Origin of the sequence: Microbulbifer hydrolyticus, from assembly GCF_009931115.1 — a bacterium.
GTDB lineage: Bacteria > Pseudomonadota > Gammaproteobacteria > Pseudomonadales > Cellvibrionaceae > Microbulbifer > Microbulbifer hydrolyticus.
In genome coordinates this window covers 1,873,267-1,899,443 of record NZ_CP047491.1, presented here as the reverse complement: position 1 = coordinate 1,899,443, position 26,177 = coordinate 1,873,267, and the positions used below count along the sequence as shown (strand labels likewise).

The following is a 26,177-nucleotide window of genomic DNA, read 5'->3' as shown; positions in this document are numbered from 1 at the left end:
ATCCTTGTAATAGTATGTCGACTATAGAAACCACATTTCAAAAAACCACTTCCGGTTTTAACCCCCTTACCTGATAGCCATATAAAAAAATGAAAGCTGAAACGTCGACTCAAATAATAGACAATTGTGAAAGCCCACGTCTCATTTCTTCAAAAGATTGGTTTTCAGTCGTAGTTCGGAAGTGACCAAGCTTTTCCCGCAATACCCCCAAATCAGCTCTTTCCATGACCACAGCTCGCCGCAGGCCGTCTAAAAAGGCCTCACCGCGATACGTAACACATGGTGCTCCGTATACGGCAGCAGTCCAGCTGTCCAAAATCGCCGGTATGCGGAAGGCCACAGACGTAGGAACCGCAGACGTTATCTTGAAGGTCCTATAGTCGGTGCGCTGCTCAGGGAGCATTGGCAGGACAAAATCCGCAAGCGCCAATTCAGAAAAATATGTGGCATTATCAACGAAACCAGACACTGGATCTTTGGTGGCAAAGCGCACATGCGCAGCGCAACCGGCTTCTGTGACAATTTTTTCCAACTTAGTTCTGTCTGGACCACCGCCTAATATACCTATTTCAAAATCTTCCGTGGCTTCTGTAATTAACTGTGGTATAGCTTCTATCACAGAAAGATAATCACGGTTTGCAAAATTCACAGAGCCCGGAATGACAATTCGGCGTGGAGACCCTTCACGAGCTTTAAATGTCGCTCCCTCATGCATATCCCAGTAGTTTAGCGATAGTGTACCCGCTTTAGCGAATAATTCAGGAGAGTGATCCAGCATCCATGCAGTAACGTGAGGCGCCAGCGAGAATACCGACGTGCTCCCGGACTCCAATAGAGAAACGCACTTAGGCGAAGAAAGGAACAGTTTAGGATTATGGATAATACCCAAGATTGGAAGTCCGGTCCTCGACGCCCAGTCTGCGACACCATCTCGTTGAAGTGTATTGAGGAAAAGCGCATCATATCCTGCGCTTAGAACATCAGCTTGCAGTTTTTCCCAGTCTTCCTTTCGATTAATTTCGGGATACCGGACTTTTCCTTTTGTTTCAGGGATGCTGCCGAGCAAGTCACCTCGGCGCTCCAATACACAAGCATTAACGTAAATGTCACAGTCAACACCACACCGCGCCAAGGCCCTCGCCACCGAAGGAATCACCTCCTCGTGAACTCCCTCAAACTGGACAATGGCGACCTTCGGCTTACGCCGACTCAGACGCCTCAATTGCCCGCTTGAAGCACCCGCAAAGCGGGCCACTCGCTCCATTAATCCCATTTCACCCCCCAAAAAAATAATATTTATCCTCTGCTATTAAAAAAGAGGACAGGCTCAATATCGAAATTCCACAACTGACCAATAAACACGATTGAATTTAACCTCGTTGGCGGTTGAACGCTTTTAGACTGAATATTATTCACATCCCCAAAGCTTTGGTGAAAATCTAGTTTCGGTCAGGTCTTTTAATTAATATCCATAGCGATCAGCTCACCTTAATTTTTATTATTACCTTCAAAATTTTACATTAACGTTGATACGCCTTTCCCATGGCACTTCGTACTACGCTTTTAACCTTCCTTGTTAACCGGTTAAATTTTGACCCCTCCAGGATGAGCAGCCGGTCTCTAAGACTTTCATTATCTTTGGCTATCGTTTCCAAACGACTGCGGTAATCCGAAAGCTCTCGCTCAACAGTAACTTTCTCATCAAGCAAACTCTCAATATCGGATTCCCTGCCAAGTAACTGTTCTCGCAGTCCAATGTTACAATTTATCTGGTCCTGGATTTGCTGACTGTATTTACTTTCTCTCGCGCTCAGTTCGGGGAACACCGCCCCCCCCATCACGCCCGAAACCTCATCAAACTGCTTACGAACAGACGACAGGACATTATCAGCACAGGAAACACTAAAACCACCTTCGCACTGACTTAATGCACTGTATACCTCCGCCGACCACTGCATTAATTTTGGCGGATGGACTAACTTGGAAATTGAAGAGTTGTGATGCCGCAAAGTAGGAGACAGAAAATTTTCGAGCTCTCTTTCTTTCGATATATCAGCTACCCGAAGATTAACACCAAGCTGATTTCCAACTACCCCAATGCTTTGGCGCCAATCCGACAACAATCGCTCATACGATACGATCACTCGAGTCATCCCTTCGGTTAAGCGAAGAGCATCAAGTACATGCCTCAACCACAAAGCTGCGGCGAACTGCTCTGCCATTTTATCTCGTCGACCTAAAGACTCGACGACCGACAGAGGATCACGATACGGAATCAGGAACCTGACTTCGATATCCAGCGACTTCAGAGCCTCACTATAAATATCAGCGAGTCTACAAATTCGCGGATCTTTCAAAAGCAGTAGTTTAGCTCCTTCGTACTCTTCTAAAATTGTTTCCTTTATCTCTGAGAGATACTGCTCGTATACAGGCGGCGACAGAAGAGAGAAGTCAATTGCTCGCCAATCATCCCACCGACTACCGCAGGCCTCAAGTAGCCGATTATTCAGGTCAACGAGCCGCTCAGCTTCCCAGTGCCCGGTTTCATTTCCTGCGCCCACACCGAACACATGTTGCGGCAACTCTGCACCAAGCAAACTCAAGCACCGCGTCCAGGCACTAGTACCCGACCGATGCATTCCCAATACAACGATTGCTGTCCGCTGCTGAGTCTGTTTTTCAACCTTGTCTGATTTCAATGGAAGGTATTCTGCTGCTGTTTGAGTCAATTTCCACACCTTTACTCCTAATCCGCGCCAGCCAAAGCGCGAAGCTGCTTCACCTTCAGGCTATAAGCCTCTAATTGCACAGGCAAATATCAATGCCGCCTGATCGATTCCCGTTTGTCGATAAACGCCAGATCGCAACAAACTGAGCAACCTATGATGCACACAAGTACCCTGACAATTTCGGACCATCGCAAGCGTGCTGTAGGCATCTTCGGATAATAGATGCTTGCATTTTTCCAGGTTTTCCAGGTTTAGTCTGTTCCACCCCTGGAAACCACCGCCAATCAACCTTTTCAAACGATTATATTTCGCCTTCAAAGAGCGGTTTTCGCCAACCAAATTGTTCTGATGCTGCCGATAACCAATCTTTGCTTCAGGTGAATAGAATACTCGCCCCCCGACTCCGGAGACTATCAAATAACACCACCAGTCATGACTGACAAAGGTTGAATTTTGTGATGCCCGCGCAATCACATCACGAGCAGCGCGATTCATTACCATAGTATTTGCACCCGCAATACTTTGCACAATCGCATTTCTAAAACTCGGCACTTTCTTGAATAGCGGAGAGTACCCAATCGTTACGCCATTCTCAGATACCGTTCTCGTTCTACTGCAGTATAGCGCTGGAATAGTGTCAGGCTGCGCAGATAGCCATTCTGTCGCTACAGCCAGTTTATCTTCATCCCAAATATCATCCTGATCACTAAAAGCGTAAAAATCTGCATCAATACTGGGGTCGATCATCAAAGATCGAAAATTTTCAACAAACCCTTGCTTGGGGCCTTCTGAAATTCTCACCTTTCCTTTTTTCCAGTTTCGAGCAGCCTCCTCTAGAATTACTTTTGTACGATCTTTAGAACCATCATCTGAGATCCACAAATCTAATTTAGTAACTGTTTGGGATGCTAAAGAGTCTAATTGCTCAGACAAAAAGCGCTCTCCATTACAGGTAGCCATTAAAATGGCTACGCTTTTTTGATCATTTTTCTTTGCGGCATCTGCACTCAATTTTAAAGCCTGTCATAATCAAATTTTTTTACCCGCGGACGCTAACCACTGTGAACTGGTCAACCTTCGAAAATTGCACCTTTTACGCTCAACCAACCCAGCCCAGCTTGGACCGACAGGTCTCATAAAAATTGTGGTCAATAGGATGAATCAGCGTTAATCGGTGGGGCTTTTTGTGAATTCTCACTACATCGCCAGGTTGAGTCACCACCTGATCATGTCCATCACATGTCACGTATGGGTTGGCTACATTGTGCTCACTAATTACAACTTTAAACTCACTGCTTCCTTCCACTACGATCGGGCGACTACTTAGTGTGTGCGGATTCAGGGGTACGACCACAATTGCGTCAAGCTTTGGATGCATTATAGGTCCACCGCCAGAAAGCGCGTACGCCGTAGAGCCAGTTGGCGTAGAAATAATCAAACCATCAGAGCGGAGGGTGTATACGAATTGACCGTCGATAAAAAGGTCAAACTCTATCATGCGGATAAATTCACCCGGATGAATGACCACATCATTAAGGGATGAACCCTTCCCAATGGGTTTGCCATCGCGGGTAACGGACATATCCAACAAAAAACGGCTTTCCGCCATGTATTTACCAGAAAGTACTTCTCCTACTTTCTGTTCGATTTCATCGGGAGTAATATCTGTGAGGAATCCGAGGCGGCCCCGGTTGATCCCCAGTAGAGGGACGCTGAATTTTGCGAGTGCACGAGCGGCAGCGAGAAGACTCCCGTCGCCGCCCACGACGATAACGAGGTCGCAGAGTTCGCCGAGTTTATCCTTACTGGAAACCCTTGCCTTGTGATTTGTGACGTCGTTTGCGGTATTTTTCTCTAAGACTACAGAGTAACCCTCTCGCTCCAAGAAGGCCATTAAACGCTTTAGCGAGAGGACTGCGCTATCGCTCTCTGTACGACCAATCAGGCCGATATTCTGAAATTCCGACACCACTCCTCCAAGGTGCCCGAATATGGGCTAGTGCAGTTTCGATCGCTTTTAATTTGTCGCGGGATTGTCCATTTTTATCCCTTCTCGAACTCGATACTGATCGACAAATTAGAGAACATCTTACAAATTGACTATTGATTATGCCTGACCCCATAGGGCGAGTCGAACCCTTGGCTAACACGGCAAAGCTAGGCCAAATATCACACAATTCGAGGAGAACTAAAACCGAATGGCGCAAAAGTCCACTATGCGCCGTAAAGACCCCGGCGCCCCTGGAGGCCTCCGGTATGCAGCAACAAGACTCTGGTTTTGTGATCCCCGTGGTAGACCTTGCTCTCGCCCTTTAATCTGGCCTCTAACGCAAAGGCCAATTTAGCTGTGTAGACGTGATCAAGACCGAATCCGGCTAGGGCTTCAAATCTGGCCTGGAAGGCATCGAGTTGCTCACTGCGTTTTCCATAGCCACCGTGTTGGGCATCGCTGATTAGCATTGGAGGTTTGATCTCCCCTCCAGACGAGCCCCACTCTTTCACAATTGCCAAAATACTTTCTTCCGCCTTGAGGACAGGAACACCAACAGGCTGAGTTGATGAAGGAAGGCTGGAGGTAAGAGCCCCGAGTGTCAGCCCGGTTCCACATGGACACCAACATTCATCGAATCCAATTGGGCTGGCCTCCCCGATTATTTTCCCTAATAGCTGGACTCCTCTCCCGCCCTCGAGGTTTGCCCCCCCTTCAGGTATGAACCAGCTGTCTAACAGGCACATATCTACTCTTTCAAGGAAACCTTTCTGATGGCGCTCTCGATATAGGGAGCGGTCCACAAACCGCAATTCCATACCGAAGCGTTCTGAATCCTGCAGCATGGCGCTGAGCTTTGCTGGTCGCTCGCCGCGAATAATACCGACGGTTTTAAAGCCAAAGCGCTGCCCCGCGGCGGCAGTTGCGTGTATATGGTTTGACCAGGCACCACCGCAAGTGACGATGGTGTCTTTGCCCTGCTTTCTCGCTTCCAGCAGGTTATAGATCAATTTGTAGGCCTTATTGCCGGAGAGGAGCGGGTCGATAAGGTCGTCGCGGCGGATCCACACGTCGGCGCCAAAAAACAGGCCTGACTGAATCTGCTGATAAGGAACATTTCTGGCGGCCTCGGTGAAGTGTTCGAGGCTGAGCTCTGTGAGGTATCGAATCATGCGGGGAGCGGAAGTTCTCCTGAGGAAAGGAAAAGGTCTTTCTGAAAGCTGACGCTATCGACGCCATTTCCGGACTTCACCAGAAAGGAGACGCTGTCCCTTGAGGATTCGGCTGTTACTTCGGCCTCGATAGTGGGTGGCCGGCGAAGCAGCGCTTCCGGGTCAAACAGGGCCACATTGATGCCCTCGCCACCGCTCACCGGCAGCTGTGAGATGCCAGCATTCAGTGCCCGAGCGGACGGGGATTCCACCCCGCGAATGCCACATTCCCGCAGCTGGGTACCCAGTTGTTGGCAGAAAGTGTATTCGGACGGATGCGTCAGGTGTGGCCAGTGCTGTTGCCACGACTCACTTTGCAACCGCACCCCCGGGTCTGCGCAGTATTTGGCTGAAAACACCTGGTGGTAGCTGGTGACCGCCGCTGCCGGTGACACTTCCATATCACCAAGAAACAGGAGTCGATAGTAGGCGGCTTCAGAAAGTACCGTAGTGATGGTTTTACTGCCGTAGAAGATACCGCTTTCCGCGGTACCTCCGAAGCGGGAGCCCCAGGGCAACGGTGGGTAGCGAAATGGAGTAGCCAGCAGGTAGTGCAGATCTTCGCTGCCAGGCAGTCGCGCGGGCTTGCTCTGCTCCAGCAGGTTTTCCAAGACTTCCTGCTTCTGCAGGCTGTCTACCAGGCTTCTCGTGGCGACCTCTTCCTGGGATTCGATAATGCGGTACAGGCGGCCGATCAGGCGCGTGGAGGTTGCGCGGATTCTGTCGCGCAAATCGATCACACCTTGCCCCGCATCGCGTCCAGGTAGGTGACGATCCGCACCAGTCCATCGATGCGACAGGCGAGCTCTTTGGGAATACCATTCAGTGCGCGGTTGGCCGTGGCGAACCAGGTCTTGGCGCCCTCCGCCCCCCCCATCAGTACGAAAGCGGAACGATAGGCCCGCACCAGCAGCAGAGCCAGCTGCCCTTCGGCGCTCGTCGGAGTGAGACCACTTCGGCGCCGCAGTGTGCGGTCATCCAGGTGGATGATTTCGCTGAGCTCTTTCTTTTTCAGCCCCAGATGGTTGGCGGTATTGAGGGTCGCCTCCAGCAAGACCTGGTCTTCGGAGGGTTGCGGAGTTCGGACGGGATTTGCCATTTGGCCTCCTGAATAGCCTCAAGGGGACATATGACCTAAAAATAATCAGATTTGGGACATTTTGCAAGCTCGGGAGGGGTTTCCAGATACAAAAAAGGCCCTGTTCTTTCGAACAGGGCCTTTTTTGTATCTGGCGGACCGGACGGGACTCGAACCCGCGACCTCCGGCGTGACAGGCCGGCATTCTAACCAACTGAACTACCGGTCCGCGGTAGTGCACTTCCCGCAGGAAGTGGTGGGTGGTACAGGGGTCGAACCTGTGACCTACGCCTTGTAAGGGCGCCGCTCTACCAACTGAGCTAACCACCCAATTCGGTAACTTCCGCAGAAGATTTCCGTTTTGCTCTGGGCTTGTCCCCCGAGAGCGAGGCGCATAATACCGGACTGCGATTTAGTGTCAACAAAAAAGGCGCCAAAAATTACAAATTATTTTCGGAGGCTTCCGGATCCTCGACAGATACTGGTGTCGGCTGGATGTCCTCATCCGCAGTTTTAGATTCCTGCGCCATTTCGCCCGGTATCGTTCGATAATCCGTGCTCACCAGATGCCCGGCAATTATGACGTCACCACCATTGCGGAAAAGGCGATCTTTAGGACGCCCCATACCCGGCACGCTGTAGTTGCACACGCCCTCCGGAAAAATTCTGTGCATATCCTCTATCCGCTCAACAACAGCGGCGGTAGCCGCACCGTAGGCATCTTTGGCAAGCGCCCGCTCAACCGGTTGCAGCGCACACTTGAATACGTCGCCGGTGATCGGCGCGCCGGCCACCTGCCGCGGCGTACTATAAATCGGGTACTGCTGCATACAGGCACCGGCGGGCTTGTGATTCCAGCTGCCGTCCCAGACACTCGGCCCCGCGGCCAGTACATTACCGTCCTTGTCAAAGCAGCGGTCAGTGGCCTCCACGGGCTTGTTGCCAGCAACCCCCAGCTCGGGGTGCTCGATAATTTTTTGCATCCAGTGATCGATGATATCCAACGCTTCATCGATGGGGTTGTAGCTCTTGTGGCTCATCCAGATCAGTTGATTATCCGAGTGCCCTCTAGCCCGGCGAATACGCTCCCTACTGGAGAAAGAGGCGAGGCTGTGGTGCATGTCCAGTTCGCCCTCCAGGTAATGCCGCACGTCAAGAATCGGTATCTCTACATCGCCAAGAAAAACGTGCCCGGATCGGTAGATCCCCTCGATGGCCTCAACGCTGGCGATGCTTCTCGGCGCGGGGTTATCCAGGCTTCCAAGGTTCATGTTTTGCTCGCTCCAAACGGAGAGCTCCATTGGGAAGAGCTCACCATTCATGAACCACAGCTTTTCACCACCCTGCTCTGTCGGGTCTTTCCAGCCACCGATGGTCGCATTGAGGCGCAGGAACTCATCCACACTGATCTGGCCCTGCTTGAGCGCGTTAAGGCCGTACTGAACACCCTGATTATCCCACGCGCTGTTGGCGTAACCAGTTTCACCGGCGCCGTAAAAATCCCGTAAATCTTCCCAGTGGGACCAGTGGGTATTCTCAGCGACGGGGTCTGCGAAGCTTTTGCTGAAGTGTACGAAATTTGGATTATTTACCAGCGGGACCAGGCCGCGCCAACCCTGCACGCATTCCGACGCACCATTGGCGGTGGCGCGATAGCGCCCATCAAACAGGGCTGCAGCGTTTTCCAGAACTTTAAAGCGGTGATCAAACTCTTTCTTGGTAGCCAGCCCGATAATGGCCTGGCGCTCGGATACATCGCGCCAGCGGGGATCTTCCGCGGCGACCACGTCGAAATAGTATTCCAGGGGCTCACAATCAAACACGTAGATTGTCTGACTTACCATATCCGGGTAGGAGTATAGTGGCAGCGCAGCGTCCAGCACACCTGGCGCATTCTGGGCCAGCAAGTATTGCTGAATTGCCCCACCGGAGCCGCCAATACCAACGGTATACAGCGGCTCGGAGTAAAGTGCAGCAAATTGCTTTTTCAGGCGGCGGGCTGTGTCTTCGGCCAACCAGATATTGTAGTGGTTACTCGTCTGGTTAGCGGTTGAGTACACCACAGCGTAGCCTCGCGCCAGTTGGTCTGCGCGGCGATCAATGATCGACTTTCTGCCCATATTGCCCTGGCGGCGACCGACACCCACGCCACCGCGAAACTGATAAATAAGGCGCTTATTCCAGTTGCTGGTATTAGGCCTGTCCGCGGTCTCCCCTTCCCCACGCAGTGCGGCAATGGCATAGAAAAAGCGGTTGATGGTGCCCGTTTCCAGGCGAACCACAAAGTCCGTGGTTTTGCCGTTGACGGTTACCTTATCAATATCGCTTTGCGCGTTTTCCAGTGGATGGAACTGCCCGTCGAGCGTGCTGCGGTAATAATAAGATACGGCTGTGCTATGGCTGCAATCACGGCTGTATCCAATAATCTCGTCGGTTTTCTTCCCTTCTTCATTTAAAGAAAATACCGGTACGCCTTCGCCATTATGGTTATCAACCAGCGGCTGTGCGTCCGTTACAGAGTTTTCACCGCACAGAAACGGATAAGTAGAAGGCCCGGCAAAAAGCGTCTCAACCGGCCCGGTTTCGCCAATGGCAATAGGAAAAGGAAAGTATTCGGCCGGGCGACCACTTTTCCGCGGGTGCGCACCGGCATAAGCGGGCTTCGGCGCATGCGACAACGCACCATCTGGCACGCCGACCACTGGTGCCTTGGGCACACCTGGAACCCTTGGTAGCTTTTCATAGGCATACCAGCCACCCAATCCAAGCAGAATGAAAAATGAAGCTACCACTCCCGTTACTATCCGCCGGGTACTGAACCGAGCAGAGAGATTCCGTGCGCTCCAAGCCATAGTCGCCTCCGTGCACCATTTATTCCCTGTGCCACGCATTTATTCAAATCGTGCCGACACAGCAACAGTATATGTGGCGCCGTGAAAAGCGTCGGGGAGTTGGCGGGGGAGTAAACTCGAAGAAAATTCGGCGGGAGCCGGCGGGCAAGATCTGGACGTTGGCAACCGCTAAGCGAGCGGAACAGAAAGGGCAACTCCGGGGCAAATAAGTAATTATTTGCCCCGGTAGCTACATATCGCAGAACATTCCCACCAAGCTTCCTTTAGCCTAAGGATTGAGCTCAAGGGATGTCCTGCGCAGGCATCAAATGATAATGCCGCGCTCTTGCAGGGACTTGATGACAGCCTCGACTTCTTCTTCCAGGCTCATCTCGTCGGTGCGCAGGTGGAGCTCGGCATTAACCGGTGCTTCATAGGGGTCATCAATGCCGGTAAAGCCGCGAATTTCACCAGCGCGTGCCTTTTTGTACAGGCCTTTCGGGTCGCGCTCTTCCGCCGCTTCCAGGGAGCAGTCGATAAACACTTCCATGAACGGCAGGTCACCTTCTTCGTGAATCTTGCGCACCAAGGCACGATCTTCTGAATAGGGGCTGATAAAGCTGCTCAATACGACAACACCGGTATCGGCAAACAGCTTGGAGATCTCACCGACACGACGGATGTTTTCCTGGCGATCTTCCGCCGAGAAACCGAGGTTTGAGTTGATGCCGAGACGGATATTGTCGCCGTCCAAGCGATAGCTCAGAACACCGCGCGCAGCCAGCGCCTTCTCTACGGCAACCGCTACAGTGCTCTTGCCGGAGCCGGATAGGCCGGTAAACCACAAGGTCACACCTTTATGACCCAGCATTGCAGCACGGTCACCACGGGTTACTTCCCCGCCGTGCCAATGAACATTGGTTGCCTTACGCTCGACTACTTCCGTCACTTTATTCCCCTATTTACAGATAACAGTTGGCAATTGATTAAATCCGGCAAATCCTATGCCGAAATCGCAAAAACTGGCGCGCATTATCCTTGATCGCCCCTGTGCAGGTAAAGGCAACACATAGAAGAATAAAGCCGTAAAACCAAAAAACCCGGCATAAAGCCGGGTTCACGGGACCAAAAGGTCAAATATGGGGTGGCCGACGGGGATCGAACCCGCGACCTCAGGAGCCACAATCCTGTGCTCTACCAACTGAGCTACGGCCACCATAGTAGCGCTTTAGGTTGTGTCTTGTGGCAACACAACGAAATCACCTGCTTGGCACAAGGCCTGGCAGGGCCGAAACGCCTGTTGCAAAGCACCGCTTTACGAGCGTTTCGATGCCCATCAGCTAGCCGATGGGTCGGAATAGTCCTGCGATCAGCAGCTGGCAAAGGACTCTCACAAGTCTGCCAAGCTCGCAGCCACCATCAAATAATGGCACGCCCGGCAGGACTCGAACCTGCGACCATCCGCTTAGAAGGCGGATGCTCTATCCAGCTGAGCTACGGGCGCAAGAAAACCCGGTAATTGGTCGGGGCAGAGGGATTCGAACCCCCGACATCCTGCTCCCAAAGCAGGCGCGCTACCAGACTGCGCTATGCCCCGATGTTCTTTCGCGGGGGTAGCCCCCGTTCGAGAGCGCGCATATTACTTGCGCCCCCCGAGGGTGTCAACGCCGCTAAGCCATTCTTTTTTAAAGTAGTTTAGCCTTTCGCCAACAATTGATATTCCCGGGCACCTGAACAGCGGAGGAGAAGTTACGAATGTATGACTAAAGAGTGACTGAATAGGGAAAATGTTCGCCGGTTGTGCGAAAATGCCGCGCCTAAATTAAGCTTCTACCACCAACTCCCACGAGCGCCCGCAAGCTGTCGCTATTGCGCTCCCTGTTCAGGTTGAGAAATCGCTATGTCTGCACTGGTTCTGGACGGCAAGGCCCTTGCCCAGAAAACCGAAGAAGAACTGTCTGCCCGCGTTGCCGCACTGAAAGAAAAGAGCGGTGGCCAGACGCCAATCCTCGCCACCATTCTCGTCGGTGACGACCCTGCCTCTGCAACCTATGTAAAGATGAAAGGCAACGCCTGCCGCCGTATTGGCATGGACTCCCTTCAGGTTGAACTGCCGTCCTCTACGACCACCGAACAACTGCTGGCCAAGATCGAAGAGCTGAACGCCAGCCCCAATGTACACGGCATTCTTTTACAGCACCCTGTGCCGGAGCAGATCGACGAGCGCGCCTGCTTCGATGCTATCGCCCTGGAAAAGGACGTCGACGGTGTGACCTGCCTCGGTTTTGGCCGCATGGCAATGGGCGAGGAAGCTTACGGCTGTGCCACCCCTAAGGGCATCATGCGCCTGCTTGAAGCCTACGAAATTGAACTTGCCGGTAAACATGCGGTAGTTGTCGGTCGTAGCCCGATTCTCGGCAAGCCCATGGCCGCCATGCTACTGAATGCCAATGCTACCGTGACCATCTGTCACTCGCGCACCAAGGGCCTGGATGAGCATATTCGCCGCGCCGACATTGTGGTCGGAGCGGTAGGCCGCCCGGAGTTTATAAAGGCGGAGTGGATCAAGGACGGCGCGGTTGTCGTGGATGCCGGCTACCACCCTGGCGGGGTCGGCGATATCGAGCTCGGCCCGCTGAAAGACCGCGCTTCTGCCTACACGCCGGTACCCGGCGGCGTCGGCCCGATGACCATCAACACCCTGATCTATCAGTCAGTGGACTCTGGTGAGAAGAAGATTGGCTGACAGTAAACCCCTGCGCCTGGACAAGGCGATCAGCCAGGTCACCGACCTGTCTCGCGCGGAAGTGAAACGCGCGGCGCGCCAGGAACGGATCACCGTCAATGGTATGGCGGTGACCGACCCATCCAGCAAGGTCTGTGAGACTGACGAACTGTGCCTGGACGGCGAACCGCTGAATGAGGCCGGCCCCCGCTACTTTATGCTGAACAAGCCACTCGGCTACGTTTGCGCAACCAAGGATGGCGAGCACCCGACAGTACTTGACCTGCTGGATGAGCCGAATAAGCACAAGCTTCATATTGCCGGGCGTCTCGATATCGACACCACCGGGCTGGTGCTGGTAACCGATGATGGCCAGTGGTCCCATCGGATCACATCACCACGCCATCACTGTGAAAAAACCTACTACGCCCACCTCGCCGACCCTCTTGATGACAGCGCGATCGACAAGTTCAAAAAGGGTGTCTGGCTGAATAATGAAAAAAAGCGCACCAAACCGGCAAAGCTGGAAATCCTCTATCGCAATGAAGTGCGCATCACCATCAGCGAAGGCCGCTACCATCAGGTAAAACGGATGTTCGCCGCACTGGGGAACCGAGTACTGGAGTTGCACCGGGAAAGTATCGGCACCATCACCCTGGACGAAGACTTACCCGAAGGTATGTACCGCCCGTTGTCTGAAGCAGAAATTGCCTCCATCGCATAGCCGGAGCGCATTCACGTACGGAGCCCCATGGCCATTCTCCTCAGCCAACTGCTGGAACAGGATCCGGAACATACGCTCTGGATCGCTGACGAAAACAGTCGCTCACTGCTTGAACAGGGCTTTTCCTTTGGCGGCGACCTGCTGACAAATCGCTGGGATATCGCGCAACTGGCCGAGCACTCGGTAAAGCGCGCAACGTTCAACGATTTCGACTTTGCCGCCCTCGAAACACGCTACCGGCGCATTGTTTTTCCGGTCTCAAAGGAAAAGGCTATCACACACCACGTGATCAACAGCGCCCCAAACGTGCTGCTGCCCGAGGGAGAGCTTTTTCTCCTGGGGCGGAAAAACAGCGGTATAAAAACCTACGCCGTTAAAGCGGCAAAATATCTGGGCACGGAAAAAAACCTGCTGAAGGACGGCCAGGACTATCTCGGCAGCCTGCTCCTCCCCCCAGAAAGCAACCTCGGGGAACCGCTGCAAGACAGTGGCTATACGCTGCTGCAACAACCCGCGGCACTCGAAGGGCTATTCAGTAAACCTGGCCAGTTCGGCTGGAATAAAGTCGATACTGGAAGCGCCCTACTGGCCCGCCATTTTACCGACCACCACCCCAACGCCGGCGCGTCTGTTGTGGACCTCGGCTGCGGCTACGGCTACCTCAGCACCCAACTTGCCACCTATGACCATTTCCGGTTCATCGCCACAGACAACAATGCCGCTGCGCTGCATGCCTGCGAAAAAAACTTCGCGGCACAGGATATTCAGGGTGAGGTAATCGCCGGGGATGTGGGCTCGGAAATTGAAAGCGGCAGCGCTGACTTTCTGGTGTGCAACCCACCATTTCATCAGGGGTTTCAGGTAGAAGGTGATCTCACCGACCGCTTTTTACAGCAAGCGGCGCGCATCCTGCGCTCTGGCGGAACAGCCTTGTTTGTGGTCAATGAATTTATCCCCGTCGCCAGAAAGGCACAGGGAAGGTTCGCGATAATTGAAACCCTGGAAGAAACCCAGGGTTTCTGTATTTACCGACTGCAGAAAAGCTAACTCGAGCTCACATCAGTAATCCCGTAAATTAAACAGGTTCATTGACAACGTATGCTCTTCGAGCTGCTCCAGCTCCAGTAGCCGCTCCAGCGCATGCCTGGCCGAGGGCGTATCAGCAATCATCAACAGATCCCGGTACTGGTCAGCGAGGTACACCTCGATATCCATGGCCACTTTGCCAATGGCATCCAGATCCGTAATGTTCGTATTCCTCAGCCGCTGTAGCAATTCGGGCTCGCGGCCCTCAGGGGCAAACTGTACCCAGGTTCGCAGGGCACCCTCGCCAATATCTTCGCGAAAGTTTTCCAGCGTGTGGGTCATGGACACTTCTCGCCGCTTGAGCTGGTCAAGCAACAATCTTGCCCGCTCATTTGCCGAGAGCAGTTCGAATTCTTCGTACTGCCTGCTCAACTTCAGATGAAATTCCCTTCCCTCCTGAATCACATCTTCCAAGGTCTTGTACCGCATCAACTATTCCCGGGAAAATAACCGCCTAATTCCAGTATAGGCACAGGGATCAATAGCACGCCAACCGAATTTTGACCTTCCAGCCATTTACCGCGACTAGCGCAACGGCCGCAGGCGCGCATCCAGTCTACGGCGCGTGCTAACGGGACTGATCGCCGCGGGTGCCCGGTCATTCAATGCACTCAGTGACAGAGGTTGGCGGCTGAAAATGCCGATGCAGTTCTCGTAATCCGGTAATTCGGCACTCCAGCTACCCTGCAGATGAGCACGCACTGCGGACGAGCGCCATCCGCTGGCCAATAGTTCCTTGCGGCTGCCAAAGTTGCTGACTACGAGGCCATTTTGCGAGAGCAACTTGAGCAGACTCTCACACCATGGAATATCGGCTTCGATCGCACGCTCCGCGACACCGCCACAATGCCCAAACAGGTCATCCACAATCAGGTCAAAATGCTCAACCCCGTCAGCGGCACCTAGCTCCGCGACGTATTCGCGCGCATCACCACACACCAGTTCGGCATCACGCACACCGAAAAACCGACGCGCCACGGTCAGATGATGTCGGTCGATATCCACACCCACGATCACTTCCGGCGCAACAAAGCGTTGCAACAGGCGAATCAGTGCACCGCCACCAACGCCCAAAATAAGCACACGACGAACCTGCTGCACCGGGCGAAAGAATACAGGCAGGAGCAACAGCTCCCACAACGAGCCCTTGAGAGGGTCATCGGGGTTCCACTGAGAATGGAAGACGCCATTGCTGTAGAGCCTTACTGTGGCCCCATGGCTGCGCACCTCGTAGCGAGAATCACCCACCTGCTTTTGCCAGACTAGCGCCATCCCTGCTCCAGATTATACGTAGAGGTCCATCGCGATTCGGGTACCCTTAGCTGCTGGGCAGATCGGAGCTCTCAAGCAGCGTTTTTGCAAACGCCTCAACGCCGGCAAGATCCTGCTCGGTAAAGCGGGCAATGAGCGGGCTGTCGATATCCAGCACGCCGATACATTGGTCCCCGTTGTAGAGCGGTACCACCACTTCGGACGCAGAGACCGCATCACAGGCAATATGTCCCGGAAACTGATGCACATCCTCCACCAGCTGGGACTGCCCGGTCCTGACTGCGGTACCACACACACCGGCACCTACCTCGATTCGTGTACACGCGGGCTTTCCCTGAAACGGACCGAGGCGCAATTCACTACCGTGAAGAAAATAGAACCCCGCCCAGTTGATGTCTTCGAGCTCCAGGAACAACAAGGCGCTGGCATTCGCCGTATTTGCGAGCCAGTCGCGCTCGCCGGTCAGCAGGCCAGCCAGCTGGGCGCAGAGGGATTCATAGAAAGACGTTACATTCATGGTTAGCACTATCTTTTTGGACTGACTTAAAATCAAAAGCCCGCTGGAAAGCGGGCTTGATGGCTGGTTTTCTGACGACCGGTGACGTGACATGCGCCACTTACTGATACGGGTCGGTCACTGGCCTCGCCTCCGCGGAGGGTTGCGCCTCGTAAGCTTCTGCGTCCACCGTCGGCCTCGACCACTCCCCGTCTTCCTCGGCATCGCCGCGGCCGCGAATCGCGGGCGTCGCAGCCGTCACATCACCGGCGACCAGGCCTCGACGCTCTTGCTGTGTCTGCGCAGCCTTGGCGGGGGCTGTCGCAGCGGGCTCATTATTGAGAACCCGAGTAGCAATACGGTTGAGGTTGGGACGCCGGCGCTCGGCCATCTTCACCGTCTCAAGCTCGGCATTCAGCCGATTGATCTCTGCCTGCATATCACCCACCTTGGCCTGCAAGTCGGTAATCTGGGACAGAACCCCCTTAACCTTGCGACTTTCCTGTTCATACAGCACAGCAGCGCCACCAAAGGCCACCACAAAGATCAACAAAATCGAAAACTGACGCATTCAAGCCTCCCCTGCTCAAGCGCGATAAATAGTAATTACCCGGTAATATTACCGTAACCCGGGATATCTTCCGCGAACTGGCGCGTAAAACGCAAGTTCAAATAGTGACCGGCTCTTCCAGCATATCCAGAAACTCCAGGCTTGCCTGCTGGCGAATGGTCCTGCGGTGGTTTGCCCAGAGTTTGGCGATTTTCTCCTGGTTGCACACCTTGCGGTCCACATACACCCTCGTGTTCAACTCCCCGACCGGCTTGGGACTCGGGCATTTGCTGAATACGAACTGGTTGGAGATCAGATCCATAAACGGCCCTGACTTGCTGCTCGGCATAATGAACAGCAACTGCAGGCCCAGGGTTTCGGTCAGGTAGCGAATCACCTCGCGGGAGCGGGACTCATCCATCTTTGAGAAGGCCTCGTCTACCAGCACCATTTTCAGGTGGCTGTTGCCGTCATTGAAGCGAAAGGCCGAGGTGACTGCCGCGGAGCGGATGATGTAGGCCGGCGTTTCCAGCTGGCCGCCAGAGCCGGTTCCATACTGGCTGAGCGCAATGGGCTCTTTGCCCTGGGGCTCTTTGTAAATCTCGTAGTTCCGATAATTGCGATAGTCGCTGATGCGGTCGAGCTCCCGGCGCGCCAGCTGCTCGTCTTCGCTCAGCAGCATGTTCAGCAGCTTGTCCCGAACCTGCTGGTACTTGGGATCCAGGTCGGCGTCGAACAGACTCTGCTCTTCCCCGAGATTGGGCAGCTCGATCACCGCCTTGAAGAAGTTCCAGTACTCCTTGAACTCGGGCACCCAGCGGTAATCGAAACGGAAACGCTCGCGGTCAGCACCAAAGCGGTGGTGCTCCAGTTCGCCGTTCAGGTCATCCAGTACCCGCTTGCCATCGTTGATCGACTGGTAAATGGCATGGCATAGATGGGTGACAAAAGTGGTGTTAAAGGACTTCTTGAGACCCAGCAGCTGTTCATGGCGGTCCATCAACAGATTGTTTTTGAGGCGATTGCGTAATGCGGTCACCTGCTCCACCAACTGGCATACCAGCTTGAACTGCGCCTCGCTGTGGCCGCCGGCAAAATCGGGGTCGAAAGACAGCGTGTCCCCGGTGCTGCAGCTGCTGTTGTAGTCCATCACCGCTTTCAGCAGCTGATGGCTGTATTTCTGCAACAGACCGCGCCACTCGGCCACGTCCTGCGAGAAATCGAATCCGTCGTCCGCCTGCGCCGCCTGATCATCCGCCCGCTGCAAAACCGACTCGGTGTCGAAATCCGGGGTAATCTGGGCTATACGCTGGACCGCCGCTTCGCAATCGGTGAGCGCGTCATCCAGCTGATCGAGCTGTGCCGAGAGCGCATGCAACTGCTTGCCAATATTGTCGAGATTGGTTTCAAGCTTGCCCGCCAGCTTTTGCAGGCCGGCGCCCTGCTGCCGTTCGGTTTCAAGCTTTTCGTGCAGCTCGTTGGCCTGCTGCTCCAGCTCCAGGCCGTCGTCGAGATCCAGGTTCGCCAGTGCCTGCTCGGCATTGCGCCCCTTGCGCTGGGCATCCAGTGCGCTGTCGACGGAATCCAGCAGCCGCAGAGGCGCCAGGCTCCGCACGGCCTGGGCCAGGTTGCGCAGTTGCTGTTGCTGCTCGTGTATCTGCCCCGCTTCTTTCAGCAACTGCTGCAGCGCCCGTTCCTGCGCGGCCAGTGCTCGCGCGCGTGCACCCTGACCGAATACCAGTTCACTGTCATCGATATCAGAGCGCCACATGCTGTAGTTGCCGCTGGCCAACCCTTCCGGTGTCAGACCGCGACGAGTTCCGCGCAGCTCCTGCGCATCCCGCACCTGCAGCACTGTGCCGTAAGACGCACGTAGATAGTACTCGGCGGTTTTGTGACTGAAGGTCATCAAGTCGATGATGGACTTCTGCGGTGACTCCATACGCTCCGCATCGCGACGCGCCTTGTCCCCCTGAATGACCCGCGCCCGGTTGCTTCTGCCGGGCATGGCGCGCACGATGGCGATTGCCTCGGCCTCGTGCTCCGGGTCGACGATGATCGAGAAACGCGCGCCGCCAAGGTAGCCTTCCACCGCCATCTGCCAGCGCTCATCCAGCACCTCGACAAAGTCGCACAGTACCTGGGGTTCTGCCTGGGGGCATTGCTCACGAATCGCCGACAGTGCCTGATCCACATACTGCGGATAGCGCACGCGATTGGACTGAAGGTGGTGAATGCGGGATTCCTGCGCATGCAACTGCTTCTGTAGCTGCTGTACCTTGAGCTCGCCGCGGGATACCAGGTCGTTTACCTGGTCGCGCAGGGTGACCTCACCCGGTTCGGACTCGGTCATCTGGCGCACCAGCCGGTTCTGTGCCGCCTCCGTAGCCGCAACCTGTTCACGCAGGGATTCCTGGGCTGCGAGGTCAATCCAGTCCTTGGCCAGGAGCCCATCGAGCTGTGGCAATGCGTCTCCGCGACCGACCGCCTTGAGCGATTTCACGAGCCCCCCGTCACTGAATGCGGGAATCTCAAGGGATACCGAGGTCGTGCTCAGCAGGGACAGCAGCTCGCCAGCAGCCGCCTGGTTAGAAACATGCAATTGTTGTTGTGCCGCCAGTGGCCCGGCCAGCGATGACAGGGTCCGGTTCGCCTCGGCAATGTTCCGGTCCAGTTCATCTTTACTGCGCAGTGCAGCGACGCCCTGTCGCTGCGCCTGGATGCTCACCAGTTGCTCACTCAGGTGACGGGTTCTGCTCTCGGACTGCTGGATTTCCTGTGCGGTACGCTCCAGCTCCGCGCGGGTTTCTTTTTGTCGATTTTTCCCTTCTAGATAGGTTTTCTGCACGCGCAGCTGCTGGTGCTTGGCCTGCAGGTATTCCTGCACGCGCAGTTGCAACCACTGCTCGGTGTAAACGTTTGCGGACTCCGCAATACGCTGCAGGGCATCGACTCGTTCGACAATCTCCCGCGCTTCCAGCTCCATACCATGAATCGTCTTCATCAGTTCGGATACCGAACGGATGGCTTCCCCGAGATCGCGCTTTTCCAGCACTTCCTGGGCAACAAAATCGTTGATACTTTTTACCGGCTTGTACGCCATGAAATTCGCGAAGGTACGTGCCGCATGGGTCGCCTCGCGGTCGGGCACCGCATCCTTGCGACCGCGCAGCGCACCGTAGAGGCGGCGCAGATACGCTTTCTTCTTGTCGTACTGCTCTACCCGCTCGAACTGCTTGCCGACAACGCTATAGAACTTGTCCAGGGGCAGCAGGTGTTTGCCGTCCTTGTACTCCTTTATGAAGTCAGTCATCCCCAGCTGCTCACCGGGAACAACGAAAAACTTGAGACTGTCCTGACGTGCCTGCGCCGGCTTGGTGCTGGTATCCAGGTGAGCGCGTATGCCCATAATGGCGGTAAACGGCTCGCCGTCTTCCCCATCAGTGGGATAGAAATTACCCACGATATAACAGTCCGTGGGTTTCAAACGCGCATAACTACCGTCATCACAACCGAGCACGTAGGAGGCAAGCGTGCGCACCTGTTTACCACCACGGCCGCGCTGGGTGGTTTCATCCTGCCCCGGGTTGAAGGTAAACAGTGTGTCGTGGGCCGCTGTCATCAGGGTCTGGATGGCATCGGCCGCCGTGGTTTTACCGGAGCCATTGCCACCAGAAAACAGGTTGATCGGCCCGAAGTCGTATTCCAGCTGGGGGATATTGCCCCAATTGATCAGAATGAGTTTTTTCAGAAACATACGTTTCGAATGCTCGGTATATAGATTTATTCTTGGGATTCAGCGAACAGGCTATGCTCTTCGCTACTCGGCGTAATCCGCTCTTCCGGTTCCGCATCAATAGAAGGCTTTGCCGCGCCTGGAACACCATCTACTGATTGGCTTTCCAGTAATTGCTGCAGCGCTGACTCGCTCACAAACTGCGCAATCGTCGGGCGCACCCGCATCAGGGTTTCGACGGCTACGTCACTGTCTTCTCCGTTGAACTGGATCAGGCGCAGCTGGCGCAGTTTTTTCAGCAGCTGTTTGCGCTCCGCGAGCTTGTCCGGGAGGGACATCTTCAACAGGTTGCGCAAGCCCAGCTCCAATGCTTCAAGCGTGAGCGCCACACAACCCTGGTCATCCACCTGCCCTTCGCGCAGGGATTTGTCATACTCGACCCGCAATACCAGAATCGCAGCCACCTCCTGTTGCGACAAGCGTGCGCGAAAGCCACCGTGGTGCGGCTCTTCCTGGTCGGGCATGCCGGGCACTTCCGAGCCGGGGGGATAAACGCGAATAAACTGGAAGCGACTGTCATGCTGCAATCGCAGTCCCAGTGGTGCTATCCACTCGCGAATCACCTGCTCACAGCGCTGGAAGCGGTCGTACAGCAGCGTTTCGATATTACTCTCATCGCGGCAGATAACGCCGTAATCCAGCAGCCGCACCAGTAGCTCGGAAAATTCACTGCGGGTGAGCCGGCACTGGGCCAGCGCTTCATCCAGGGCCTGTTCAATCACGGTTTTTAAGCTCGAGGGTATATTCGTCAAATTGTTGGAAGAAATCATTACTGGCGACTTCGCCGGTAAACGTCACTTGCATGAAGGGGCCGCTGCCGTCCTGTGATACCGCCGCGGCTTCCAGGGCGTGGCTCATGGCCAGCAGGTCACGGGCGTCTTTCAGTGGCAGGTCACGACTATTGACCCGCTGGCCGCTTCCCAGCGCAGTGGAGAGATAATTTCGCAGGTCGCTGCTGTTGAAGTTGAATGCCTGGTCCAGCAGCTGCTGCAACAGGATGTCACGCTGGCTGTCGTCGGTGATGGGCGCCTCGTCTTCCACCAGAGTGTTGACTGGCTGACGGCGGCTACGCTGCCAGAGTTGCGTCTGTTTGGGGTCGAACAGACGCAACTGAAACGAAGCCAACTGATCCCCGAGTTCCGACAGCAGGGTATCGCGGTTGCCCGCCTTACCCAGATCCTGACATAGATCGGTAAAGGCGCCTTCGGTGCTGCTCTGCAAATAGCTGAGCTGCCGAATAATGATCTCTGCGCGCTTGGTAAAACCCTGCAGTGCCTGGCGCAACGCAGGTAACTTCACCTCGCATGCCCGACGCATGCGATCCTCAATGGTGTCCAGCATCAACCACAGCACGGACTGGCCATCGGCGTACAGCTCGGGCAACTGCTGACGCAACCGCCGCTCCCACTCGGCCTTTTGTTCATTGTCCTTGCGACGGATCTTGCCGATAACCCGGCCTATGCTATCGCGATGCTTTTCCACGCTGTCTGCAGACAGACGGATAGCGATGTCTGGCTGAAAACGGCTTTCCATAAACGAAAAAAATTCGTCGGTTGCCTGTTGCACCAGGATCTGCGCCTCGACTTCACGCACTAGCTCGCGCTTGCGCTCTTCCAGCTCTGCGATCATATCGGTGAAGTCGGCAACGATACGCTCGGAGTACTCCCAGGCGTCGATCAGGTCATATACCTCGCCACGGCTGGCAAATGCTTCCAGTGCATTGAGCGTATTGCGGGTATTGCGGTGGCGCGTGCGTACGCGGGTGCTGTTGAGCTCCACCATTGGCTGGGTAAAGAGCCGCCCGCGGCGGCTGAATGGATAGGAAACGGTGAGCGTGGCGGAGTCCACCAGCTTTTCCAGCCAGCCGTATTCCACCAGGCTGTTCAACACCCACACCGACTGCTCGCGCAGGTTGCGGAAGCGACCTTCGGGCTCCGAGCTGCCGTCACTGTCGAGCTGCGGTGCGCGCGTGAGCGCCTCGGCAAAGGTCTCCAGAATCTGCTCGCGGGTCAGCGACTCACCATAATCCGCCTTGGCGGTATACAGGCGTTCGTATAAAAGACGCAGGCATTCGACCACCTGCTCACGGTATTTACCGGTGAGCGGGCGAAAGAAATGCTGGTAAGAATCTGCAAAGAACAACGGCAGGCTTCCGTGAAGTCAGACTCTTATTGGTCTTCAGGCTTCTGCTTCAGTACGCAGAACTTGGTGTAATCACCAGCGTCATTGAAACTCCACTCACCCTTGGGAGTTTCATCCATTTTTTTGCACCAGGCTTCCGAACCGCGCTTGGGCTCGCACGCCGTAAGGGTAATGACGGCAATGGATGCGGTGGCAATGGTGAATAACTTTTTCATATTGTTTTCCGTTATTTCTTTTATCACGAGATTGTTTGACCTTGCAGATGCCAGCCTGCAGGCAGACGAAGCGACTCGAGCCTCGCCAGTGTTGGCCTGCTGGCGGAGGCCGCCTACGAAATGCGGATTACTCCCGGCGCCACTTGGTGCCTTCGCGGCTGTCTTCCAGTACGACGCCCTTGGCCTTGAGTTCCTCACGAATTTCATCGGCGCGTGCGAAATTTTTGTCCTTTTTGCTCTGTTGGCGCTCGGCAATCAGGGCTTCAATATCGGCTTCGCTGATTTCGTCGCCGCCACGGGACTGCTTGAACCAGGCTTCCGGGTCCAGCTGCAGGATACCGAGCATTTCGCCCGCTGCCAGCAGCTTACCTTTGAGCGACGGCTTTTCTGCATCTTCCGCCTTATTCAGGTCACGGGCCAGCTGGTGTAGCTCGCTGATCGCAATTGGCGTGTTCAGGTCGTCATTTAGCGCCGCCATAAACGCAGAATCGCTCAGGTCGGCGGTCGCCACTTCAACACTCTGGGTTTCGCGCAATGCGCCGTACAAACCATCCAGAGTGCGCCAGGCCTGGTCCAGCAGGTCAGCGCTAAAGTTCAGTTCTGAACGGTAATGCGCAGACAGTAGTGCGAAACGCAGAACCTCACCCGGGTACTGCTGAAGCAGGTCATTGACCATGCGGAAGTTGCCCAGGGATTTGGACATTTTCTCGCCGTCGATGTTGACGTAACCGTTGTGCATCCAGTAACGCACGAAATCCACACCGTTGGCGCAGCAGCTCTGCGCGCGTTCGTTTTCATGGTGAGGGAATGTGAGGTCGCGACCACCGCCATGGATATCAATGGTGTCGCCGAGGTGCTTTTTGATCATCGCCGAGCACTCAAGGTGCCAGCCTGGCCGGCCACGGCCCCAGGGACTATCCCAGCCCGGCTCCTCGTCGCTAGACGGCTTCCAGAGGACAAAGTCACCGGCGTACTTTTTGTACGGCGCCACTTCGACGCGGGCACCGGCCAGCATGTCGTCGAGGGAGCGCTTGGAAAGCTTGCCGTAATCCTCCATGGACTGTACCGCGAACAGTACATGTCCATCCGCGACATAGGCGTTCCCCTTCTCCACCAGGCTTTCGATCATCGCGATCATTTCCGGCAGGTGCTCGGTGGCATAGGGTGTGATATCGGGCTGCAGGGTATTCAGGGCCTGCATGTCTTCAAAATAGGCCTGCGCGAAGCGCGCGCTCAGTGCACCGATTTCCTCGCCATTTTCCCGCGCGGTGTTCATGATCTTGTCATCAATATCGGTGATATTGCGCGCGTAGACCACATCGTCGTATTCGGCTTTCAATACACGGTACAGGGTATCGAACACCACAGCCGGGCGCGCGTTACCAATGTGTACACGGTTGTATACCGTAGGGCCGCACACATACATGCGTACGCGGTTTTCCTGCAGCGGAGTGAAAAGCTCTTTTTTTCCGGAGAACGTATTGTGGAGATGTAATGCCATTACTACTTACTTGTTCTGTTCTTTGGCCCAGGAATCCCGCAGGCCGATGGTGCGGTTGAATACCGGCTTTTCCGCGCTGCCGTATTTACTGTCGAGACAGAAGTAGCCGTTGCGCTCGAACTGGTAGCCCTTTTCAGGCTGAGCTTCCGCCAGACCGATTTCCGCCTTGCAGCCGGTTAGGACCTGAAGGTTGTCCGGGTTGACCGATTCCAGGAAGTTTTTATCACCCACATCCGGGGACTCTTCATTGAACAGACGATCGTAAAGACGCACTTCGCAATCGACGTTGTTCTCCGCAGACACCCAGTGGATCACGCCTTTCGGCTTTACGCCGTCGGCCGGATCTTTACCGCGGGTATCCAGATCGACAGAACACAGCACTTCGACAATCTCACCGGCATCGTTCTTGACCACTTCATCCGCCTGGATGACATAGGCATTACGCAGCCGAACTTTCTTGCCGAGGACCAGACGCTTGTACTTCTTGTTGGCCTCCTCGCGGAAATCTTCCTTTTCGATATACAGCGTGCCGGAGAACGGCAGCTCACGAGCCGGCAGATCGTCGCGCACCGGGTGCCCCGGCGCGCTCAGCATTTCCTGCTGGCCTTGCGGGTAATTGGTGAGAGTCACCTTCAGCGGTTCCATAACACACATGGCCCGGGGAGCATTTTTATCCAGATCATCGCGAATCGCGTATTCCAGCATGCCCACATCCACAGTGGAATCAGAGCGGGTCACGCCGATCATTTCGCAGAACTGGCGGATCGCAGCCGGGGTTACGCCGCGACGGCGCATGCCCGAGATGGTCGGCATGCGCGGATCATCCCAGCCATCCACATAACCTTCATCGACCAGCAGCTTCAGCTTGCGCTTCGACACCACGGTGTAATTCAGGTGCAGCCGCGCGAACTCGTACTGGCGCGGGCGGGCCGGAACCGGCAGGTTCTCGATGAACCAGTCGTACAGCGGCTTGTGGTCCTCAAACTCAAGTGTACAGATGGAATGGCTGATGCCCTCGATCGCGTCGGACTGGCCATGCGCAAAGTCGTAACTCGGGTACACGCACCATTTGTCACCGGTCTGGTGATGGGCCATTTTCTTGATGCGGTAGATGATCGGGTCACGCAGATTGATGTTCGGCGCCGCCATATCAATCTTGGCCCGCAGGCTACAGCTGCCCTCATCAAACTCGCCCGCTGCCATTCTCGCAAACAGGTCCAGGTTCTCTTCGACCGAACGATCCCGGAAGGGACTGTTCTTGCCGGGCGCTTTCAGGGTACCGCGGTACTCACGGGCCTGCTCCGGAGACAGGTCACAGACGTAGGCCTTGCCCTGCTTGATAAGGTCTATGGCCCACTGGTGCAGTTGATCGAAATAGTCCGAGGTGTACTTGGCCTCACCGGCCCACTCAAACCCCAGCCAGGACACGTCGCGCTTGATTGCATCCACGTATTCCTCTTCTTCTTTCGCCGGGTTGGTGTCGTCGAAGCGCAGGTTGCACTCGCCGCCAAACTCCTTCGCCAGGCCAAAGTTCAGACAAATCGACTTGGCGTGACCAATGTGCAGGTAGCCATTGGGCTCTGGCGGAAAACGGGTAGTCAGTTGGCTGACGCGGCCCTCGGCCAGATCTTCGCGGATGATATTCTGCAAAAAGTGAGCGGGCTTGCTCTCGGATGTCATAGCTTTCTCTATATACAGCTGTTCGAACTAAGCGGCGGATTATAACGCAGATGACTGCCGCCGCATGGGTTTTCCTCGGGTTGTAACACCCTGCCGGAGTATGTTTGCGTCGGCCTGTGAACAGAGTATCATGCCGCCCCAAACCGACCCG

General features: G+C 55.0%; 22 protein-coding genes and 5 tRNA genes. 3 read left to right on the top strand and 24 right to left on the bottom strand.

Annotated features, from left to right (window positions below; translation table 11 throughout):
- Positions 1 to 109: 109 nt before the first annotated feature.
- The 14 genes from GTQ55_RS08020 to GTQ55_RS07955 form a co-directional block, all read right to left on the bottom strand.
- A complete protein-coding gene (locus tag GTQ55_RS08020) occupies positions 110 to 1,273 on the bottom strand; it encodes a glycosyltransferase family protein (protein WP_161858259.1) in 1,164 nt (387 codons plus the stop codon).
- Between the two features lie 247 nt (positions 1,274 to 1,520).
- On the bottom strand, positions 1,521 to 2,729 hold the full coding sequence (locus tag GTQ55_RS08015) for a sulfotransferase family protein (RefSeq protein WP_161858258.1): 1,209 nt from the start codon (positions 2,727 to 2,729) through the stop codon (positions 1,521 to 1,523).
- A 60-nt stretch (positions 2,730 to 2,789) separates the two neighbouring features.
- Entirely contained in the window at positions 2,790 to 3,740 is a 951-nt protein-coding gene (locus GTQ55_RS08010; RefSeq protein ID WP_202620673.1) for a glycosyltransferase family 2 protein, read from the bottom strand.
- An 88-nt stretch (positions 3,741 to 3,828) separates the two neighbouring features.
- Positions 3,829 to 4,698, bottom strand: coding sequence for an NAD(+) kinase (locus GTQ55_RS08005; RefSeq protein WP_161858257.1), 870 nt, complete (start codon positions 4,696 to 4,698; stop codon positions 3,829 to 3,831).
- A 245-nt stretch (positions 4,699 to 4,943) separates the two neighbouring features.
- The gene (locus tag GTQ55_RS08000; RefSeq protein WP_161858256.1) at positions 4,944 to 5,891 is read right to left on the bottom strand and encodes a 1-aminocyclopropane-1-carboxylate deaminase/D-cysteine desulfhydrase; all 948 of its coding nucleotides are present in this window, start codon (positions 5,889 to 5,891) and stop codon (positions 4,944 to 4,946) included.
- Entirely contained in the window at positions 5,888 to 6,670 is a 783-nt protein-coding gene (locus GTQ55_RS07995) for an RES family NAD+ phosphorylase (protein WP_161858255.1), read from the bottom strand. Before GTQ55_RS07995 ends, GTQ55_RS08000 begins: the two co-directional genes overlap by 4 nt.
- Positions 6,667 to 7,029, bottom strand: coding sequence for an MbcA/ParS/Xre antitoxin family protein (locus GTQ55_RS07990; protein ID WP_161858254.1), 363 nt, complete (start codon positions 7,027 to 7,029; stop codon positions 6,667 to 6,669). The genes GTQ55_RS07995 and GTQ55_RS07990 overlap by 4 nt, the downstream gene beginning before the upstream one ends.
- A gap of 131 nt (positions 7,030 to 7,160) precedes the next feature.
- A tRNA-Asp gene (locus GTQ55_RS07985) sits at positions 7,161 to 7,237 on the bottom strand.
- Positions 7,238 to 7,262: 25 nt separating this feature from the next.
- A tRNA-Val gene (locus GTQ55_RS07980) sits at positions 7,263 to 7,338 on the bottom strand.
- A gap of 110 nt (positions 7,339 to 7,448) precedes the next feature.
- The gene (locus GTQ55_RS07975) at positions 7,449 to 9,725 is read right to left on the bottom strand and encodes a DUF6351 family protein (RefSeq protein WP_237567884.1); all 2,277 of its coding nucleotides are present in this window, start codon (positions 9,723 to 9,725) and stop codon (positions 7,449 to 7,451) included.
- Between the two features lie 439 nt (positions 9,726 to 10,164).
- Entirely contained in the window at positions 10,165 to 10,788 is a 624-nt protein-coding gene (gene cysC / locus GTQ55_RS07970; protein ID WP_161858252.1) for an adenylyl-sulfate kinase, read from the bottom strand.
- Positions 10,789 to 10,979: 191 nt separating this feature from the next.
- Positions 10,980 to 11,055 (bottom strand) — tRNA-His (locus GTQ55_RS07965).
- A gap of 211 nt (positions 11,056 to 11,266) precedes the next feature.
- A tRNA-Arg gene (locus GTQ55_RS07960) sits at positions 11,267 to 11,343 on the bottom strand.
- Between the two features lie 16 nt (positions 11,344 to 11,359).
- Positions 11,360 to 11,436 (bottom strand) — tRNA-Pro (locus GTQ55_RS07955).
- A gap of 303 nt (positions 11,437 to 11,739) precedes the next feature.
- Here GTQ55_RS07955 and folD point away from each other — a divergent pair.
- The 3 genes from folD to GTQ55_RS07940 are packed head-to-tail and all read left to right on the top strand — an operon-like array spanning position 11,740 to position 14,335.
- Positions 11,740 to 12,585 (top strand): bifunctional methylenetetrahydrofolate dehydrogenase/methenyltetrahydrofolate cyclohydrolase FolD, encoded by an 846-nt coding sequence (folD, locus tag GTQ55_RS07950; protein WP_161858251.1) that lies wholly within the window; start codon positions 11,740 to 11,742, stop codon positions 12,583 to 12,585.
- Positions 12,578 to 13,288: a 16S rRNA pseudouridine(516) synthase RsuA gene (gene rsuA, locus GTQ55_RS07945; protein ID WP_237567883.1), complete on the top strand. Its 711-nt coding sequence runs from the start codon at positions 12,578 to 12,580 to the stop codon at positions 13,286 to 13,288. Before folD ends, rsuA begins: the two co-directional genes overlap by 8 nt.
- A 27-nt stretch (positions 13,289 to 13,315) precedes the next feature.
- Positions 13,316 to 14,335: a class I SAM-dependent methyltransferase gene (locus GTQ55_RS07940; protein ID WP_161858250.1), complete on the top strand. Its 1,020-nt coding sequence runs from the start codon at positions 13,316 to 13,318 to the stop codon at positions 14,333 to 14,335.
- 12 nt (positions 14,336 to 14,347) lie between these two features.
- Here the strand turns inward: GTQ55_RS07940 and GTQ55_RS07935 are convergent, their stop codons facing one another.
- The 10 genes from GTQ55_RS07935 to GTQ55_RS07890 all read right to left on the bottom strand — a co-directional run bounded on the left by GTQ55_RS07935 (position 14,348) and on the right by GTQ55_RS07890 (position 26,026).
- Positions 14,348 to 14,803 carry a hypothetical protein gene (locus GTQ55_RS07935; RefSeq protein WP_161858249.1) on the bottom strand — a complete coding sequence of 152 codons (456 nt, stop codon included), beginning with the start codon at positions 14,801 to 14,803 and terminating at the stop codon, positions 14,348 to 14,350.
- A 96-nt stretch (positions 14,804 to 14,899) separates the two neighbouring features.
- Positions 14,900 to 15,646 (bottom strand): spermidine synthase, encoded by a 747-nt coding sequence (locus tag GTQ55_RS07930; RefSeq protein ID WP_161858248.1) that lies wholly within the window; start codon positions 15,644 to 15,646, stop codon positions 14,900 to 14,902.
- 46 nt (positions 15,647 to 15,692) lie between these two features.
- A complete protein-coding gene (locus tag GTQ55_RS07925) occupies positions 15,693 to 16,163 on the bottom strand; it encodes a GAF domain-containing protein (protein WP_161858247.1) in 471 nt (156 codons plus the stop codon).
- Positions 16,164 to 16,263: 100 nt separating this feature from the next.
- Positions 16,264 to 16,713: a hypothetical protein gene (locus tag GTQ55_RS07920; RefSeq protein WP_161858246.1), complete on the bottom strand. Its 450-nt coding sequence runs from the start codon at positions 16,711 to 16,713 to the stop codon at positions 16,264 to 16,266.
- 97 nt (positions 16,714 to 16,810) lie between these two features.
- A complete protein-coding gene (locus tag GTQ55_RS07915) occupies positions 16,811 to 20,449 on the bottom strand; it encodes an ATP-binding protein (protein ID WP_161858245.1) in 3,639 nt (1,212 codons plus the stop codon).
- A gap of 26 nt (positions 20,450 to 20,475) precedes the next feature.
- Complete coding sequence (locus GTQ55_RS07910; protein WP_161858244.1) at positions 20,476 to 21,210, bottom strand: DUF4194 domain-containing protein; 735 nt, start codon at positions 21,208 to 21,210, stop codon at positions 20,476 to 20,478.
- Positions 21,203 to 22,630, bottom strand: a complete 1,428-nt coding sequence (locus GTQ55_RS07905) for a Wadjet anti-phage system protein JetA family protein (RefSeq protein WP_161858243.1) — start codon at positions 22,628 to 22,630, stop codon at positions 21,203 to 21,205. The genes GTQ55_RS07910 and GTQ55_RS07905 overlap by 8 nt, the downstream gene beginning before the upstream one ends.
- Before the next feature lie 26 nt (positions 22,631 to 22,656).
- Positions 22,657 to 22,845, bottom strand: a complete 189-nt coding sequence (locus tag GTQ55_RS07900; protein ID WP_161858242.1) for a DUF3012 domain-containing protein — start codon at positions 22,843 to 22,845, stop codon at positions 22,657 to 22,659.
- 127 nt (positions 22,846 to 22,972) lie between these two features.
- On the bottom strand, positions 22,973 to 24,346 hold the full coding sequence (gene cysS / locus GTQ55_RS07895) for a cysteine--tRNA ligase (protein WP_161858241.1): 1,374 nt from the start codon (positions 24,344 to 24,346) through the stop codon (positions 22,973 to 22,975).
- A gap of 6 nt (positions 24,347 to 24,352) precedes the next feature.
- Complete coding sequence (locus GTQ55_RS07890; protein ID WP_161858240.1) at positions 24,353 to 26,026, bottom strand: glutamine--tRNA ligase/YqeY domain fusion protein; 1,674 nt, start codon at positions 26,024 to 26,026, stop codon at positions 24,353 to 24,355.
- Positions 26,027 to 26,177: the final 151 nt, after the last annotated feature.